Source organism: Aeromonas sp. MR16, assembly GCF_022549315.1.
GTDB lineage: Bacteria > Pseudomonadota > Gammaproteobacteria > Enterobacterales > Aeromonadaceae > Aeromonas > Aeromonas aquatica.
This window is the reverse complement of sequence record NZ_JAKZFK010000007.1, coordinates 59474-75816: the sequence shown is the minus strand read 5'-3', so window position 1 is coordinate 75816 and position 16343 is coordinate 59474. Positions and strand designations below refer to the sequence as shown.

The 16343-nt window shown below is 63.8% G+C and carries 14 protein-coding genes; 3 read left to right on the top strand and 11 right to left on the bottom strand.

Annotated elements, in window-relative coordinates; genetic code table 11:
* Positions 1 to 151: 151 nt before the first annotated feature.
* A complete protein-coding gene (locus MM194_RS07695) occupies positions 152 to 1111 on the bottom strand; it encodes an amino acid ABC transporter permease (RefSeq protein WP_241343228.1) in 960 nt (319 codons plus the stop codon).
* Positions 1112 to 1204: 93 nt separating this feature from the next.
* Positions 1205 to 1993, bottom strand: coding sequence for a transporter substrate-binding domain-containing protein (locus tag MM194_RS07690; RefSeq protein ID WP_033131167.1), 789 nt, complete (start codon positions 1991 to 1993; stop codon positions 1205 to 1207).
* A gap of 490 nt (positions 1994 to 2483) precedes the next feature.
* Between MM194_RS07690 and MM194_RS07685 the strand changes: the two genes are divergently transcribed.
* Positions 2484 to 3611, top strand: a complete 1128-nt coding sequence (locus MM194_RS07685) for a GGDEF domain-containing protein (RefSeq protein ID WP_033131225.1) — start codon at positions 2484 to 2486, stop codon at positions 3609 to 3611.
* A gap of 109 nt (positions 3612 to 3720) precedes the next feature.
* Here MM194_RS07685 and MM194_RS07680 read toward each other — a convergent pair whose 3' ends face one another.
* The 8 genes from MM194_RS07680 to MM194_RS07645 all read right to left on the bottom strand — a co-directional run bounded on the left by MM194_RS07680 (position 3721) and on the right by MM194_RS07645 (position 12352).
* Entirely contained in the window at positions 3721 to 5055 is a 1335-nt protein-coding gene (locus MM194_RS07680) for an MFS transporter (protein WP_033131168.1), read from the bottom strand.
* Between the two features lie 27 nt (positions 5056 to 5082).
* Complete coding sequence (uhpB, locus tag MM194_RS07675; protein ID WP_241343227.1) at positions 5083 to 6600, bottom strand: signal transduction histidine-protein kinase/phosphatase UhpB; 1518 nt, start codon at positions 6598 to 6600, stop codon at positions 5083 to 5085.
* Entirely contained in the window at positions 6597 to 7187 is a 591-nt protein-coding gene (uhpA, locus tag MM194_RS07670; RefSeq protein ID WP_111910095.1) for a transcriptional regulator UhpA, read from the bottom strand. Before uhpA ends, uhpB begins: the two co-directional genes overlap by 4 nt.
* 201 nt (positions 7188 to 7388) lie before the next feature.
* Positions 7389 to 7784: a nucleoside diphosphate kinase regulator gene (gene rnk, locus MM194_RS07665; RefSeq protein WP_033131171.1), complete on the bottom strand. Its 396-nt coding sequence runs from the start codon at positions 7782 to 7784 to the stop codon at positions 7389 to 7391.
* A gap of 230 nt (positions 7785 to 8014) precedes the next feature.
* Positions 8015 to 8749 (bottom strand): transporter substrate-binding domain-containing protein, encoded by a 735-nt coding sequence (locus MM194_RS07660; protein ID WP_241343226.1) that lies wholly within the window; start codon positions 8747 to 8749, stop codon positions 8015 to 8017.
* 80 nt (positions 8750 to 8829) lie between these two features.
* The gene (locus MM194_RS07655; RefSeq protein WP_218291995.1) at positions 8830 to 9513 is read right to left on the bottom strand and encodes a hypothetical protein; all 684 of its coding nucleotides are present in this window, start codon (positions 9511 to 9513) and stop codon (positions 8830 to 8832) included.
* 45 nt (positions 9514 to 9558) lie between these two features.
* A complete protein-coding gene (locus tag MM194_RS07650) occupies positions 9559 to 10950 on the bottom strand; it encodes an alkaline phosphatase (protein ID WP_241343225.1) in 1392 nt (463 codons plus the stop codon).
* Between the two features lie 10 nt (positions 10951 to 10960).
* Positions 10961 to 12352, bottom strand: coding sequence for an alkaline phosphatase (locus MM194_RS07645; protein WP_218291918.1), 1392 nt, complete (start codon positions 12350 to 12352; stop codon positions 10961 to 10963).
* 309 nt (positions 12353 to 12661) lie between these two features.
* Between MM194_RS07645 and ylqF the strand changes: the two genes are divergently transcribed.
* Together ylqF and MM194_RS07635 are read left to right on the top strand one after the other, a co-directional pair.
* Positions 12662 to 13612 (top strand): ribosome biogenesis GTPase YlqF, encoded by a 951-nt coding sequence (gene ylqF, locus MM194_RS07640; RefSeq protein WP_042654573.1) that lies wholly within the window; start codon positions 12662 to 12664, stop codon positions 13610 to 13612.
* A 484-nt stretch (positions 13613 to 14096) separates the two neighbouring features.
* Positions 14097 to 15245, top strand: coding sequence for an MFS transporter (locus tag MM194_RS07635; RefSeq protein ID WP_241343224.1), 1149 nt, complete (start codon positions 14097 to 14099; stop codon positions 15243 to 15245).
* Between the two features lie 174 nt (positions 15246 to 15419).
* Here the strand turns inward: MM194_RS07635 and MM194_RS07630 are convergent, their stop codons facing one another.
* Positions 15420 to 16316 (bottom strand): histone deacetylase, encoded by an 897-nt coding sequence (locus MM194_RS07630; protein WP_241343223.1) that lies wholly within the window; start codon positions 16314 to 16316, stop codon positions 15420 to 15422.
* Between the last annotated feature and the right edge of the window lie 27 nt (positions 16317 to 16343).

Below are 16343 nucleotides of genomic sequence, written 5' to 3'. Positions count from 1 at the left end.
ATGGGGTTAGTTGCCTTTCGCATGTTTCACCTCCAGCTGATGGATCAGGAAGGCGCGGGGCGTGCCGGTCGCAGCAGGATGTCTCGACTCCTGCAGGGCGTGCCGGTCGTAGCAGAATGATTCGATTCTTGCCGAGCTCGGATAATGGGGGTTAGTTGCTTTTCGCATATTTCACCTCGAGACGGCGTACCAGGAAGGAGAGGGTGCCTGTGAGCACCAGGTAGAGCAGGGCCACGGTGAACCATACCTCGAACGGGCTGAAGGTGGAGCTGACCACCTCACGCCCGGCCTTGGTGAGATCCGTGATGGAGATGACCGAGACCAGTGAAGAGTCCTTGATCAGGTTGATGAACTGGCCCGCCAGGGGGGGCAAGACCCGCTTGAACGCCTGGGGCAGGATAACGTAGCGCATGGTCTGGGCCGAGGTCATGCCAAGGCTGCGGCCCGCCTCCATCTGCCCCTTGTGGATGGAGCTGATGCCGGCGCGCACGATTTCGGCCACATAGGCGCCGGTGAAGACGGCCAGCGCCGCTACCCCGGCGGTGAATCTGTCGAGGTTGAGCACAGTGCCGATAAAGAAATAGACGATGAAGATCTGCACCAGCAGCGGAGTGCCGCGAATGAGCTCCACATAGGTGACCGCCAGGTTGCGAAGGGCGGGATTGGGGGAGAGGCGGGCGAGGCCGGCCAGGGTGCCGAGCAGGATGGCGAAGACGCCCGCGACCAGGGAAAGCTTGACCGTGACCCAGACGCCCCAGGCGATGGGGCCGGCGGTCCAGCTCAGTTGGGTGTCCAGGGTGTCGCCCTGGAAGACGGTATCCCCTTCGGCAACCTGGGCGCCCTTGGCGGCGATGGCCTGACGGTGCTTGGCATCGAGATCGTCTTGCAGGAAGAGCTGGCCCTTCTCTGCGGCGGTGGTGCCAGCCACCACTGTGCCGTCAAATTCTGCGTACTGTTTCTGTTCGGCCTGGTAGGCGATGTACTGGGGAATGCGTTCCCAGCGCCAGGTGTAATCCACGGCCTGCACGGCCTTGTAGATGCCGAAGACGGCGACCAGCAGCATCAGCAGGAAGACGCCGTGCCAGAGCAGCCGGTTGGGTTGTTTTTCCATCTGTCTTGTTGGGTTGTGCACTGTCGCAACCTCTTTGTAGTTATTGTGTGGGGATCATCTGCGTGAAGGGGCGGCAAGCCGCCCCTTGAGAGGTTATTTCAGCTGGTTGAGCCAGGTGTTGGACTCAAACCATTTCTTGTAGAGACGGTCGTAGCTGCCGTCGCCCTTGATTTGGCGCAGGTAGTTGTTCAGCCAGTTGAGGGTGTCCTGATCACCCTTGCGGATGGCCCAGGCCAGGGGTTCGAAGGTGAACGGCTTGTCCAGGTGCACCACGGCGCCCTTGTTCTGGGACGCGAAGATGGCGTTGTAGGGCAGGTCGTAGATGAAGGCATCCACCTTGCCGTTGATCACTTCCAGCTTGGCGTCGTCCTGGGTTTCAAACTGCAGCAGGGTGGCTTTCGGGATCATGCGCTTGACCGCTTGCTCGCCGGTGGTGCCGAGTTTGACCGCGATCTTGTACTTGGGATCGTTCAGATCGCTGAAGGACTTGATCTCGCCCGCCTTGTCCTTGCGCAGCACTATGGTCTGACCAACGACGATGTAGGGGTCGGCGAAGTTGACGCGCAGGTTGCGTTGGGGGGTGACCGTCATGCCACCCATGATGACGTCGAACTTGTCGGTCAAGAGGGCCGGGATGATGCCATCCCAGGCGGTGTTGACGAATTCCACCTTGACCCCCATCTCCTTGGCGACCATTTTGGCAAGATCCACGTCAAAGCCGATGTATTGGCCCTGCTTGTTGGTCATCTCGAAGGGTTGATAGCCGGCATCGAAGCCGACCCGCAGCACACCGCGCTCCAGCACGGCATCCAGGGTAGAGCTGGGCGCGGCGTTGGCCAGCCCGCACAGCAGCAGGGTAGAGAGAATGAGTTTTTTGATCATAAGTGACGTCTCTGTCGAAAAGTGTGTTCGGCCTTGAACCTGCTCCCGTGCGACTCCATGGCACAAGAGACTGCTGCATCCGGCAACAGGCAAGACAGGATTATTGTCTTGGGTCGGGCAAAAGCCCCATATGAGATTCTATGAATGGTCGGCTGAGTGAAAAATGTACCAAAAGTTGATTGTGCCAGAAGACTCAATAAGTTAGTGGGACTTTTTCCTCGCGGCTTGGCTCATAAAACCACATGAAAACAACATATCTATCTAATGGCGTGGGTTCAAGTGCAAAAGTTTGCGCGGGGCACTTTGCGCCCTTTTCCCCGACAAACGGGAATCAAATGGACTCGCTTATCGCCACCCGTCGTTGAATTTCTCTCCCTCTTTCCCCTGGCGGTGGAGACCCGGAAAATTATTTCATCGGGAAGGATGGCTCCCTCTGTGTCTTGTCATGGGCTTCCAATATACTCAGCCATCCTCATCGGAAGGCCTGGGTATGGACGCCTCAATACTGCTCAAACTGGATGTGTTCACCCTGATGCTGATGGCCCTCGGGGGCTACGCCCTGGGTTTCATCACCCTCTCCATCATCTGGCTGACCCACAGGGAGATCCCGGGCCTCGGGCTCTGGTGGTGGTCCAGCCTGTGCGCCCTGGCGGCCCAGTCCCTGTTCTTCCTGCAAGCCTTCATGCCCAACATGACGGGGATCTGGCTCGCCAATCTGCTGATCACCCTCTGCATCGCCCTGATGCCGCTGGCCTTGCAGCGCTTCTTTGACAAGGCGCCGAGCTGGCGGGCATTCGCGGCGTTCATGGTGGTCTATGTGCTGTTGTTGAGCTGGAGCGTGCTGTTCAACGACGAGATGGCGCCCAGGGTGCTGCTGGCCTGTTTGAGCTACATGGTGCTGGGGGCGGTGATCGTCCTGCTCATCTGGCGCCACGGCTATCCGGCCTACCTGCCCGCGGTGCTGGTGTTTACCGTGGTCAACATACTGCTATATGGCTTCAACCTGGTGCGCATGGGGGCCCTGCTCAGCGGCGAGGTGCGGGTGCTGATGGATCAGCATGCGGTCAACGTGCTGCCCTTCCTCTCCATGCTGATGGGCAACTATCTCTCCACCTTCGGGGTGTTGTTGCTCTGTACCCAGTACCGGGCCCTGGCACTGCGCCAGCAGGCCAGCCAGGATCCCCTGACCGGCCTGCTCAATCGGCGGGGCTTCATGGCGCGCTGCGCCAAGGCATCCAGACGCGGCGCACTGGTGGTGCTGGATCTGGACGACTTCAAGCAGATCAACGATCGCCACGGCCATGAGGCGGGAGACAGAGTGCTGGCGGCGGTGGGGACTTATCTGGCGGGCCAGCGGGATCTGGTGGCGAGCCGCTTCGGTGGCGAGGAGTTTGTGTTGCTGCTGCCACAGGTCGAGGCGACTGCCCAACAGGCCCGTTGCGAGCAGATCCGGCAGGGGGTGGCGACACTGGCGCTGGATGGCATAGGCGTGACCGCCAGCCTGGGGCTGGCGCCTTGCACCCAGGGCTGGCACTTCGACACCCTGTTCAGTCAGGCCGATCGGGCGCTCTATCAGGCCAAGCGCAGCGGCAAGAACCGGGTCTGCCAGAACGCCTGACTCGGGTCGTTATTCACATTCGCTCGGTAGCCAGGGCACGCTGGGCCTTGAGTTTGAAGAAGTGCAGCCGCCACGGGGTCGGGCTCCCGGCCGCCCCGTCCAGCTCAGCTCAGTCCGGCGCGGCGACGAGGGTGCGTGGCGCTTGGGCTTTGAGGAAGGGCAGCAGCAACAGGGCTGAGACCCCGGCCGCCACCGAGATCACCACGAAGAAGCCGTTCCAGTGCCAGATCTCCATCACCTTGGCCAGGGGATAGCCCGCCAGCGCCGCCCCCATGTAGGCGAACAGGCCGACGAAGCCGGTGGCGGCCCCGGCGCAATCCTTGTGGGAGCACTCGGCGGCGGCCATGCCGATCAGCATCTGCGGGCCGAACACGAAGAAGCCGATGGTGAAGAAGCAGGCCGCCTGCATCACGTAGCTGAAGAAGGGCATCAGCCAGAGCGATCCCACCGCCAGCAGTATCCCCACCGCGAAGATGAGGTTCATCGGTCCCCGGTTGCCGTTGAACAGCTTGTCCGATCCCCAGCCCGCCACCAGGGCGCCGATAAAGCCCCCCACCTCGAACATGGAGATGGCGGAGTTGGCGCTCATCAGGTTGAAGCCGCGCTGCTCCGTCATGTAGAGGTTGCCCCAGTCGTTGATGGCGGTGCGCACCACGTAGACCAGCACGTAGCAGCAGGCCAGCAGCCAGATGTAGGGGTTGCCGAGCACGTATTTGCGCAGGATCTGGCGCGGCGTCAGATCGGCATCCTGGGTCTGCTGGGCTATCTCCAGCGCATCGCTTCGCCACTCGCCGACCGTGGGCAGCCCCAGGGTGCTCGGGGTATCCCGCAGTCGCCAGCACAGGATCAGCCCGACCAGTATGGCGATGAGCCCCGGCACTATCATGCCGTAGCGCCAGCCATGCTGCAGGGCTATGGTGCTGACGATGAGCGGGATCAGGGCGCCGCCCACGTTGTGGGCCGTGTTCCAGGCCGACCACCAGAAGCCGCGCTCGGTGCGCGAATACCAGCTGGTCAGCAGCTTGGAGCAGGGGGGCCAGCCCCAGCCCTGGAAGAAGGCGTTGGCGACCCAGAGTGCCGCGAACAGCCAGAGCGACGAGGAGAGGCCGAACAGTATGTTGATGACCCCGGTCGCCATCAGCCCCAGCCCCATAAAGTAACGGGGGTTGGCCCTGTCGCTGATGATGCCGGAGAAGAACTTGGAGCAGCCGTAGGTGAGGTAGAACAGGGTCCACAGCATGCCGATGTCGGCCTTGTCCAGGATGCCGCTCGCCAGCATGTCCGGCATGGCGAAGTTGAAGCTCTTGCGGGTGAAGTAGAACACCGCGTAGCCCAGATACATGGTCAGCAAGATGTGCAGGCGCCAGTGGCGATAACTGGCATCGATCTCGCGCTGATCCCGCACCAGGGGGGCGGCCGGGCGGCTCTTCATAAAGTTCAGCATGGTACTGGGCTCGTCCGGAGTGGGTCGTTACGCATGGGGCTCGTCTCGCTTGCGGCTGGGCAGGCTCAGGGTCAGCTGGGTGCCGTGGAGGCAGGAGAGCTGCAAGTTGCCCCCCAGCGCCTGCACCCGCTCGCGGATGCCGAGCAGGCCGTAGCCCTGGGCCGTCTGCTCGGGCAGGCCGCAGCCGTCGTCTTCCAGCAGCAGTTGCAACCGCTCCCCCTGCTGCTGGGCGCTAATGCGGACCGAGCTGGCGTTGGCGTGCTTCACCACGTTGTTGAGCCCCTCCTGGCAGACCCGGAACAGGGTGGCCCGCTGGGCATCGGAGAGATCCTCGTCCGCCAGCCGCCATTCGAGCCGGGTGACTATGCCGTGGCGTTCCAGCTCCAGCTCCCGCAGCAGGCTCTGCACCGCCTGCTCCAGGCTCATGTCGTCGAGCTGGCGGGGACGCAGCCGGCCGAGCAGGCCGCGCACGGCGTCATAGATGCCGAGCGACAACGTATCGATGAGGGCGCTGCTCTGGCCGACCCCAGGGTTGTCAGGCGCCAGCCGGCGCACTATCCCCGCCTGGGTGCGGATGGCGGTGATGGTCTGGCCTATGTCGTCGTGCAGCTCGCGGGCCACCTCCTTGCGGATGCTCTCCTCGGTCTCCAGCAGCCGCTCGGTGAGTTGGCGGTTGTGGGCGAGCTGGCGGGTCAGCGCCTGGTTCAGCTCGCGCTGGCGCTGGATGCCGGCGCCGAGCAGCAGGCCGGTCAGGCTCTGGGCCAGCAGGGAGAGCAGCAGGTCCAGCGGGTGATCGTGCCAGGCCTGGCCCGCCATCAGCGCCACCGTGTTCATCAGGGTGGCGAGCAGGGCGCCCTGCCAGCCGTAACGCCAGGCCATGGCCATGATGGGAATGGCGAGGCAGAAGGGGGTGAAGCGCATCAGCGAGTCCGGCAGACCGAGCTGCAGCCAGAGGCTGAGCACGAACAGCAGCAGGTACCAGATGAGGTGGCGAAAGCGCCAGTCCACCGGCTGATCGATCAGCGCCGGGCCGAGCGGCACCCAGGTGGCGCGGGTGAGGTAGTGCCAGATCAGCATGCAGGTGGAGGTGAGGGTCAGGCCGCCGGTCAGGGTCAGCAGCAGGGCGGTGAGCCCATCCTCCCCGGCCAGGTGCCAGAGCAGGGATTGCAGCAGCGCCGCCGCCGTGACTGTGGCCAGCAGCACCAGCAGCTGTTGCCAGTCGTTGCGCACCCGCTGGCGGCGGGCGATGAGCAGCGGCAGCAGGGTGAGCAGGGTGCCGGCCTGGATCAGCGGCCAGGCTGGCAGGCCTATCTCGCCGTCGAGCCAATAGAGCAGCAGGGTTTCACACAGCAGCAAGGGCGGCCAGTAGGCGAGGGGGCTTTGCAGCAGCAAGCCGAGCCGCAGCCCGAACGGGAACAGCAGCACCGCCAGCACCGGGCCGCCCGCCAGGTGCAGGCCGATGCTCCACAGGCAGAACCAGCCGGCGGCGAAGATGAAGCAGGCCGCCAGCGAGATGGTGACATAGCTGGCAAGGCGGGGGATCACCAGCTGTCCAGCATGCGGTGGGCCAGCTCCACGTTGTTGCTGACCTGGAGTTTGTCCATCAGGTTGGCGCGGTGGACGTGCACCGTCTTGGGGGAGAGCCCGAGCTGCTCGGCGATGGCCTTCACCTCCAGCCCGTGGGCCAGCAGCTGTGCCACCTCCCGCTCTCTGTTGGTGAGGGGATCCCGGCTGTGGCTGGCGAGCTTGTGGGCGATGTCCGGGGTCAGGTAGCAGCCGCCGTGGGCGGCGGTGCGCACCGCGGCGATCAGCTCCTCCGGGCTGCAGCGCTTGGAGAGAAAGCCCTTGGCCCCCGCCTGCAGCGCCTGCTCGATCAGCGCCGGGCTGTCGTGCACCGACAGCATCACCACGGCGAGGCCGGCGGGCAGGCGCTTGAGCAGCTCCAGCCCGGACTGATCCGGCATGGAGATGTCACACACGCACAGCTGGACGCCGCTGCCGGGCAGGCCCGCCAGCGCCTCGGCGGCGCTGCCGAATTCGGCAACGACCCGCAGATCGGGTTCGAGATTGAGCAGTTGGGCGAAGCCGGAGCGGACGATCTGGTGATCGTCGATGAGGGCAATTTTTATCATGATGTCAGCCTGAAATCTGCGGCCAGGGTGCTGGCGCGGCCAACAAGATACCCGTGGCCGAGGTCAGGCTCAAGGGGGAGGGCAAAGAGTGACCAAGATAAGTGGCGACGTGCACCCAAAGCTTGATCGGGATCAGGAGGACAGGCGCCTGGCCACTCAGCAAGGGACGCGCCGCCCGAGGCTGACGCGCGTCCGCGGCGACTAGCGGTGCAGCTCGCCCGCCCGCTCCGGCTGGTAGACCACTTCCAGGATCTCGACCTGGATGGTGCGACCGGCGGGACCTGGCCAGGCGATGCTGTCACCCACCTTCAGGCCCAGCAGGGCGCTGCCGACCGGTGCCAGCACCGAGATCTTGGATTCGTCCCCCTGGGCATCCTTCGGATAGACCAGGGTCAGGCAGAACTCGGAGCCGCTGTTTTGCATCTTGAAGCGCACCGTGCTGTTCATGGTCACCACGTCCGGCGGCATGTCGGCGGGCTCGCGGATCTCGGCGCGATCCAGCTCCTCTTGCAGGGCCAGGTGCTGGGGATGGTTGCCGAGCAACTGTTCGATGCGATCCAGATCCAGGCTGGAGATCACGAGATGAGGTTGTTTCATAGGGCATTCCTTATCAATGGCGGACAGGACCAGGATGGCGGGCAGGCTGGTCGGTCGAAAAAGTCAGAGGCTGTAAAGAGATCGCACAGGCGGTGCCCCCGAACGACTCGCGGTCAGGGGCGAGGGCGGGGGCTCAATGGGGTGTGAGCAGACTTGAAAAAATCATGAGCGCTTTCATGTGGATACCATAACCATTCTGGACGGCTTTGGCAATTGCCCCGGCCGAGGGCTCAGGGCGCCTGATAATCGTACTGCTTGATGATGTTGGCCAGGCTGCCGTCCCGGCGCATGGCCTGGATCGCCTTGCGCCAGCGAGCCGCCTCGCTGGGCGGGAAGTCGGGGTGGGCGGCGAGGTAGATGGCCGTGCGCTGCAGGGTCTCGCCGCGCACCAGGCTGGCCAGCGGCAAGCCGGCCTGCTGCTGGGTATAGCGGGCGGTGTTCCAGGCCACGGCCCAGCCCTGGATGCGGCCCAGCGCCAGCTTGTTGGCGTTGTTGGCTTCCGCTGCCACCGGCTCCACCCTGGTCTCGGCGATGGACTGGATCAGGCTCTGGCCATAGGAGCCGCGCATCACCCCTATGGTCTGCGCGGGCAGCTCCTCGATAGTGAGCGGGGCGGGATGATGCTGGCGGTGGCTGACCAGCACGAAGGCCTCGTCCAGCAGGGGGGTTATCCAGAGAAACTGAGACTCGCGCTGGGGGCTGCGCACCGGCGGCAGCAGCAGCACGTCCGGTCGGTGGCGGGTCTGGATGAGGGCGCGGGCCATCGGCATCAGCTCGAAGGTCAGGGGTTCATCCAGGCGGCGGGCCGCCTCCTCCAGCACCTCGATGGCCATGCCGCTCGGGGCGCCCTGGTAGGAGCGAATGACGAAGGGGGGCACCTCGGCCGCGATGATCACCACGGCGTGAGCTGACTCCGTGGTCAGCCAGAGGGTACAGAAGGCAAGCAGCAAGACGGGAATACGCATAACGGACCGGGACAAGGATGAGTACGCGAAGTGTACCATCTCTGCCCGTAAAGTGAGCGCCTCCCGTGGCGGGGGCGCCCTCAGTCGAAGAAGTCGCGCAGGTCCAGGGTCTGGTAGCCGTCCAACTGCTGCCAGGGCAGCTGCTTGGGCAGCGGCTTGAGGGTCAGCGTCATGCGGTAGCTACGATAGCCGTCCAGGCTCGCGGACTCCACCACCAGGGGGATCTGCCATTGGCTCGACCAGAGGATGCGGGTGCGCTGCTTGCCCTCTCGCTTCTCGTACCAGCGCGCCTGCTCGGGCGCCGTCTCGTCGAGGGCGGTCATGCCTTGCAGCAGGGCGGGATCCACGAGATGGCGAATGCGCGTCCAGTCGGGCTTGAAGGCGACCTGGCCATACTCCTCGGCGGGCACCTCCACCAGCTGATTGTGCCAGGCATCCGCGTAGCGCAGCTGCAGCTCGCCATCCTCGGCGCGGCTGACCCAGCGGGCCGCCATCTGGTGGGTGAAGTGCTTGTGGCCGGGGTTGGCGTCGTGGCTGGCGTGGTAGGCGCGGGCCAGGGGCAGCGGGATCAGCCGCTGGCTCCACACCTGGTTGCCGACCCGCATCCACTTCTCCTGCCACTGGTTCGCCCGGGCTATGCCGTCGCTGCCGGTGACGCTGTCCTGATAACTGATGCGGGCGGCGAGATCCGGCGCCTCGTCGGCCCGCGCCTGCGTAAAGAGGGTGCTGCCGAGTAGCAGCAAGGGGAGCAAGAGTCTTCTCATCATCTGTCGCTCGAAAGAGCAGGGGCCCGTGCGGACCCCTGCCACTTACAGGCCGAGCGCCTCCCGCAGTTTGCCGAACACTCGGGTATTGTCGAGCGTGCCCTTGAAGCGGTCACTGCCCGCGCCATCGGCAAACAGCATCACATCACCGCCGCCATGGGTCTCGGCGCCGAGCTTGACGCCGGTCTCCTGCAGGTAGTCGTCCCCCAGCACCTGATCGCTGGTGAGGGTGGGGCGCACGTCGGCGCGGTTGGGACCGTTGCCGAACACCAGGGTGGTGAAGGGCTTGCCATCCACGTCGTTCTGGGTAGTGCCATCGCCGTTCTTGACCAGATCCAGCACCTTGTTGCCCTTGGCGGAGTAGCCGTTGATGGTCATGGTGTGGTCATGATCGGCGGTGACCACGATCAGGGTATCGCTCAGGTCCACCTTGCCGAGGGCCGTCTTGACCGCCTCGTCCAGCGCCACCGCATCGGTGAGGGAGCGCTTGGCGTTGGTGGCGTGCAAGGCATGGTCGATGCGACCCCCCTCCACCATCAGGAAGTAGCCCTGGCTGTTCTGGCTCAGCAGATCAATCGCCTTGGCGGTCATCTCGGACAGGGACGGCTGGGTGTTGGCGGCCCCCTTGGCGACGCGGTCCAACTCGTAGTCGAGGTGGGACTTGGCGCTGAACAGGCCGAGCACCTTGCCGCTGCTGACCTTGGCCAGATCGCCCTGGGTGGTGACGTATTGATAGCCCTGGGCACTCAGCTCGGCGGTCAGATCCCGGCCATCGGCCCGGCCGCCCTTGTTGCTGGCGCTGTAGGGGGTCCAGTGATTGGCACCGCCCCCCATCAGCACGTCGACCCCGTCCCCGAGAGCGGTGTTGAAGCCGGCACCGCCCGGTACCGCCTGCTCGGCGATGGCGTAGGCCGCGTCCCGGTGGCAGATGTGGGAGTAGGTGGCGGCCGGGGTGGCATGGGTCAGCTCTGTGGTGGTGACGGCACCGACCGATTTACCCGCCGCCTTGGCCAGCTCCAGTATGGTCGGCACCGGGGTGCCGTTGTCGCCGGTGCAGTTGTTGATGCCCTTGTTGCCGTTGATGTCCTTAGCCGGGGCGACCGCCTGGGTATCGCTGCTCATGGCGATCACCTCGTTGTTCATCTTGACGCCCGTGGTGTAGGCCGCCATTGAGGGGGCCGAGTCCGTGGTCTGGGCGTCGTTGGAGAAGGTCTTGATGCGGGCGCTGCGGGGCAGCTTCATGATCTCCAGGTTGCCCTCTTCCCCCACCTTGAACAGCCGGGTGGCGGTGAGCACTGTGGGGCCCATGCCGTCACCGATAAACAGGATCACATTCTTGGCGTCGCTGGCCTGGGCCTGGGACAGGCCACCCAGGGCACCGAACAGGGCGGTGCACACCAGGGTCTTTTTCATGGTTGTTGTCATGCTTGTTCTCATGGAATGCTCCTTACAGCTTGGCCGCAGCTTTGACCTTGCCGAACACGGCGGTGTTGTCGAGAGAGCCGTGGAAGCTGTCCGCTCCCTGGCCGATGGCGCCGAGGAAGACGTCGGTGCCGCCATGGGTTTCGTTGCCTATGTCGCCCACCTTGACCACCACCTCCTGGTGATAGTCGTCGGCCGAGACGGTGGCATCGTCCAGCGCGGCCACGCTGCTGCGCGAGCCATCCACCCGGTTGTAGCCGTTGCCGAAGCCGATGATGGTGTAGGGCATGCCGTCGGCATCCTTGCTCGGTTCGCCGGTTTCGTAGTTCTTCACCAGCCCGAGCACGCCCGGGTTGTCGGCGGTGGTCTTGCCGGTACGCTTGGCATAACCGTTGAGCACCAGCGTGTGGTCATGGTCGGCGGTGACCACGATCAGGGTGTTCTTCAGCTCGGGGTCGGTCTTCTTCACCTCGTCGATGGCGGCCTTGATGGCGTCGTCGAAGGCGAGGGTGTCCTGCAGGGCGCGCTTGGCGTTGGTGTCATGCAGGGCGTGATCGATGCGGCCCCCTTCCACCATCAGGAAGTAGCCCTTCTCCTTGTCCTTGAGCTGCTTGATGGCGGCCAGGGTCATCTGGGCCAGTGATGGCTCACTGGCCGGCCTGTCCAGGTCATATTTCATGTGGCTGGAGCCAAACAGTCCCAGCAGCGGCTTGCCCGCCTCGGCCTGGTTCAGCTGATCCAGGTTGCTGGCGAACTGGTAGCCCTTGGCCTGCATCTCGTTGATGAGGTTGCGGCCATCCTCCCGCTTGCCCTGGTCGGCCGCCGGCAGGAAGAAGCTGCTGCCACCCCCCAGCACCACGTCCAGCCCCTCTTTCAAGGCGCCGTTGTAGCCGGCACCGCCCGGCACCAGCTGGGCGGCGATGTCCGCCTCCAGATCCCGGTTGCAGATGTGGGCGTAGGTGGCGGCCGGGGTGGCGTGAGTGACCCGGGTGCTGGTGACCACGCCGGTGCCGCGGCCGTCGGCCTTGGCCAGCTCCAGCAGGGTGGTGACCGGCTTGCCGGCGCTCTGGCTGCAGTCGCTCTCCTGGGTGGCATCACTGTCCATGCTGATGACGCCGTTGTTGCTCTTGACCCCGGTCATGTAGGCGGCCATGGAGGGGGCCGAGTCGGTGACCTGGGAGTCGTGGGAGAAGGTCTTGATGAAGGCCGTCTCCGGCAGGGTGTCTATGGTGAGACTGCCCTCTTCCCCGACGCCGTAGATGCGGGCCGCGGTCAGGGTGTTGAGGCCCATGCCATCGCCGAGGAAGAAGATCACATTCTTGGCGCTGGGTTCAGGGGTGTCGCTGTCGTTTGTGGAGTTGCAGCCGGCGGCCAGGGCGGCGCCGATCATCAATGCAAGTCCTGCCATTTTTCTCATTGGGGTTCGCTCCTTGTAAAACCTGAGCGAAGCCTAGAGGGATCAGATGACACTTTTAGTGAATGTGGATGACAATCCGATGAAGGCAGGATTTAAATGTGATGTTGTATCAATCACTTATTTATGTAGGCAACATGGCGGTCGACACCCCGGACCCGACCCGACCGCCGGCTTGGTGGTTCCCGTGCCACGGGCTAGAATGGCCTGTCAAATTGGGGCTCCAGCAGGTAAAATGCGCCCCCTTGCGACGCCCGACGTCCGCTCCAGCCGCCACAGCGCGCCCGCAGCCCCTTTTAGAGAGTAACGGATATGTCCATCAACTGGTTCCCCGGCCACATGCACAAGGCCCGCAAAGAGATTGCCGAGGTCATGCCCCAGGTCGATGTCATCATCGAGATGCTCGATGCCCGCATCCCTTTCTCCAGCGAAAACCCACTGGTGCCCGAGCTGCGTGGCGATACCCCGGTGATCAAGGTGCTGAACAAGGCGGATCTCGCCGATCCGGCGATCACCGAGCTGTGGGTGGCGCACATGGAGAAAGAGAAGGGGATCAAGGCGTTGCCCCTGACCCAGCAGGAGCCGGAGAAGATCAAGAACCTGTTGGCCCTGTGTCATGAGATGCTGCCGGAGCGTAACTTCGACCTGCGTGGCGTGCGGGCCATGATCATGGGCATCCCCAACGTGGGCAAGTCCACCCTGATCAACACCCTGGCGGGGCGCACCATAGCCCGCACCGGCAACGAGGCGGGGGTGACCAAGTCCCAGCAGCGGATCAAGCTCGACAACAACGTCATCCTGACCGATACCCCGGGCTTCCTCTGGCCCAAGCTGAACCCGCCCTCCTGCGGTTATCGGCTGGCGGTCACCGCGGCCATCAAGGACACGGTATTCGACTATGCCGACATCGCCATGTTCGCCGCCGATTACTTCATCAAGGCCTATCCGGAGCGCATCAAGGCGCGCTACCAGATTGCGGATCTGCCGGAGACCGAGATCGAGCTGCTGGAGATGATCGCCCGTCAGCGCGCCTTCGTGCGCAAAGGGGGCCTGGCCGATCTGCACAAGGCGTCCGAGATCCTGGTCAACGAGTTCCGCTCCGGCCTGCTCGGTCGCATCTCGCTGGAGACCCCGGAGATGGTGAGCGCCGAGATAGTTGCGGCAGCAGAAGAGGCTGAGGAGAAGGCCAAGGAGAAGGCCGAGCGGGAAGAGGAGCGCCAGGCGCGCGCCCGTCGCAAGTACGCCAAGAAGCGTCAGAAATAGCCGATATTGTGCCAGATATAGAGAAGAGGCGGCCCCAGGGTCGCCTCTTCTGTTATGGCGTCCATGGTCAGGGCAGGGGCGAGGCAAGGCGAAAGAGCGGAACGCCTTGGCTGAGACGATGGTGTGCCTCATCGAACAGGGAGAGGGGCCGCGGGGAGGGCTACTGCCAGTCGCGCCGGTCGCCGTCCCCCCGTGCTTTTTGCTGCCTCACCTCCTCGCGCAGCGCCAGCAGCACGTCTTCATCTTCATACCGTCGCTAAAAGATGGATGAGGATCCTCAATCGACCATATCCCTTCCTTGCTAGCCCAAGGTCCAGTTAATCAATGGGATAATCCTGCTGCTGAGCAGGCGTTGCAGGGGCAGATCAATGAGGCAACGCCTGTGCGAAGCCAAACCTGGCTGCCGCTCGTTCAGTGCCGATTGACAATGGATTTGGCAGTGGCATGATGCGCTCGCATTTTGACTCTCCTCACGGTTTTATCCATGACCACATACTCCCGGCCAGTGCTGTTATTGCTCTGTGGCCTGCTGCTGTTGACCCTGGCCATCGCGGTGTTGAATACCCTGGTACCGCTCTGGCTCGCCCATGACAATCTGCCGACCTGGCAGGTGGGCATGGTCGGCTCCTCCTATTTCAGCGGCAACCTGCTGGGGACCCTGCTGGCGGGAGCGCTGATCAAGCGCGTCGGGTTCAACCGCAGCTACTACTTGGCCTCCGCCCTTTTTGCCGCAGGCTGTGTCGGGTTAGGGCTCACCCTTGGCTTCTGGAGCTGGCTTATCTGGCGATTCATCGCAGGCGTCGGCTGCGCCATGATCTGGGTGGTGGTTGAGAGTGCGCTGATGTGTAGCGGTAACGCGCGCAATCGGGGGCGCCTGCTCGCCGCCTACATGATGGTCTATTACATGGGGACAGTGCTCGGGCAACTGCTGGTCAGCACGCTGCCGACCGGTCTGATGGATGTATTGCCCTGGGTGACTGGCCTGGTATTGGCCGCGATCCTGCCGCTGCTGTTCACCCGCATTGTCAACGAGCACAGCGAACAGCAGGGGACAACCCGGGTGTGGCCGATGCTGCGCCTGCGTCAGGCGCGCCTTGGGGTCAATGGCTGCATCATATCCGGCATAGTACTGGGGTCGCTCTATGGCCTGATGCCACTCTACCTGAACCACCAGGGGGTGAGTGATGCCGGTATTGGCTACTGGATGGCGGTGATGGTGAGTGCTGGCATCCTGGGGCAGTGGCCGATAGGCCGTCTGGCAGATCGCTTCGGGCGATTGCAGGTGCTGCGGGTACAGGTATCTGTCGTGATCCTGGGCTCTCTGGCGATGCTCGGCAACGCGGCCATGGGCCCGGCGCTCTTCATCCTTGGGGCCGCGGGTTTTACGCTCTATCCGGTTGCCATGGCCTGGGCCTGCGAGAAGGTCGAGCAGCATCAACTGGTGGCGATGAATCAGGCGCTGCTCCTGAGCTACACCATTGGCAGCTTGCTTGGCCCGACCTTTACTGCACTGCTGATGCAGCATTACTCGGATAATCTGCTGTTTGTCATGATCGCCTGTGTGTCGTTTATCTATCTGCTGATGCTGCTGCGTAAAATGGGCGAGCATCCGACGCCGGTGGCCCATGCCTGACGGCCACCAATGAACAACGAATAAAGCCACTCACTGGTCACCCTTGTCCATGTTGATAGGCTCAGGACATCACTACTGTGTTTTATATAAAGAAGAGGCGACCCTGGGTCGCCTCTTCTTTTTGGAAATTGAAAATTGGGAAATCATATTCTCTCAACGGCGCGGCGTAAGGGGCTAGCAAAAGCGGCGCCGGGCTTCCTCAAACAGTGACAGGTGCAGCGGGATCAGCTGCGGCCAGTCGCGCCGGTAACCGCCCCCCGGCACGGCGGCGATGGGTAGGCCCTGCTGCCACGCGCAGTCGAATACCATGGCGTCCCGCTGGCGCACCCCGGCATCGCTCAGGGCGAGATAGCCGAGATCATCGGCCTGATGCACATCGACCCCGGCCTGATAGAGGATGAGATCCGGGCCGTACAGGCGCAGCGCCAGTGACAGCGCCTGGGCCAGGGTGTCGAGGTAGGCGTCATCCTGCATGCCGCTTGGCAGGGCGAAGTCCAGGTGGGAGGCCGGTTTGTCGCGGGGGAAATTGTGCTCGCCGTGCAGGGAGAGGGTGATGATGTCACGGCTGCCGGCGCACAGCGCGGCGCTGCCATCCCCCTGATGGACGTCGAGATCCACGATCAGCACCCGCTCGCAGCGTCCCTCGTCCAGGCAGGCCCGGGCCGCGATCACCAGATCGTTGAACAGGCAGAAGCCGCTGCCAAAGTCCCGGTGGGCATGGTGATAGCCGCCGGAGATCTGCAGGCCGCAGCCTTGCTCGAGGGCGTGACGACTGGCGGCGATAGTGGCTCCGACCGAGTGCAGGGTGCGTTCAATCAGCAGGGGCGACCAGGGAAAACCGAGCCGGCGGATGGCCTGCTCATCGAGCCGGCCGGCGAGGGCCGCGTCCACATAGTCGGCATCGTGGACCCGCACCAGCTGTTCATGGCTGGCGGGGCGGGCCTCCTCCAGCGGATACCCTAGCGCCAGGAGTCTCTGGTAGAGCGCCTGATACTTGGCCAGCGGAAAGCGGTGGCGCTCGGGCAGCGTCAGGGCGGAGTAAGTGGCGTGGTGAAAGATGCGAAGGGACATAGGGTCAGGCGGGGGCGGATATGAAGA

What these genes read in the sequence shown, in the direction of transcription:
- MM194_RS07695 (WP_241343228.1), bottom strand. Translation starts at nt 1,111, where the DNA reads ATGGAAAAACAACCCAACCGGCTGCTCTGGCACGGCGTCTTCCTGCTG.
- MM194_RS07690 (WP_033131167.1), bottom strand. Translation starts at nt 1,993, where the DNA reads ATGATCAAAAAACTCATTCTCTCTACCCTGCTGCTGTGCGGGCTGGCC.
- MM194_RS07685 (WP_033131225.1), top strand. Translation starts at nt 2,484, where the DNA reads ATGGACGCCTCAATACTGCTCAAACTGGATGTGTTCACCCTGATGCTG.
- MM194_RS07680 (WP_033131168.1), bottom strand. Translation starts at nt 5,055, where the DNA reads ATGCTGAACTTTATGAAGAGCCGCCCGGCCGCCCCCCTGGTGCGGGAT.
- uhpA (WP_111910095.1), bottom strand. Translation starts at nt 7,187, where the DNA reads ATGATAAAAATTGCCCTCATCGACGATCACCAGATCGTCCGCTCCGGC.
- rnk (WP_033131171.1), bottom strand. Translation starts at nt 7,784, where the DNA reads ATGAAACAACCTCATCTCGTGATCTCCAGCCTGGATCTGGATCGCATC.
- MM194_RS07660 (WP_241343226.1), bottom strand. Translation starts at nt 8,749, where the DNA reads ATGCGTATTCCCGTCTTGCTGCTTGCCTTCTGTACCCTCTGGCTGACC.
- MM194_RS07655 (WP_218291995.1), bottom strand. Translation starts at nt 9,513, where the DNA reads ATGAGAAGACTCTTGCTCCCCTTGCTGCTACTCGGCAGCACCCTCTTT.
- MM194_RS07650 (WP_241343225.1), bottom strand. Translation starts at nt 10,950, where the DNA reads ATGAGAACAAGCATGACAACAACCATGAAAAAGACCCTGGTGTGCACC.
- MM194_RS07645 (WP_218291918.1), bottom strand. Translation starts at nt 12,352, where the DNA reads ATGAGAAAAATGGCAGGACTTGCATTGATGATCGGCGCCGCCCTGGCC.
- ylqF (WP_042654573.1), top strand. Translation starts at nt 12,662, where the DNA reads ATGTCCATCAACTGGTTCCCCGGCCACATGCACAAGGCCCGCAAAGAG.
- MM194_RS07635 (WP_241343224.1), top strand. Translation starts at nt 14,097, where the DNA reads ATGACCACATACTCCCGGCCAGTGCTGTTATTGCTCTGTGGCCTGCTG.
- MM194_RS07630 (WP_241343223.1), bottom strand. Translation starts at nt 16,316, where the DNA reads ATGTCCCTTCGCATCTTTCACCACGCCACTTACTCCGCCCTGACGCTG.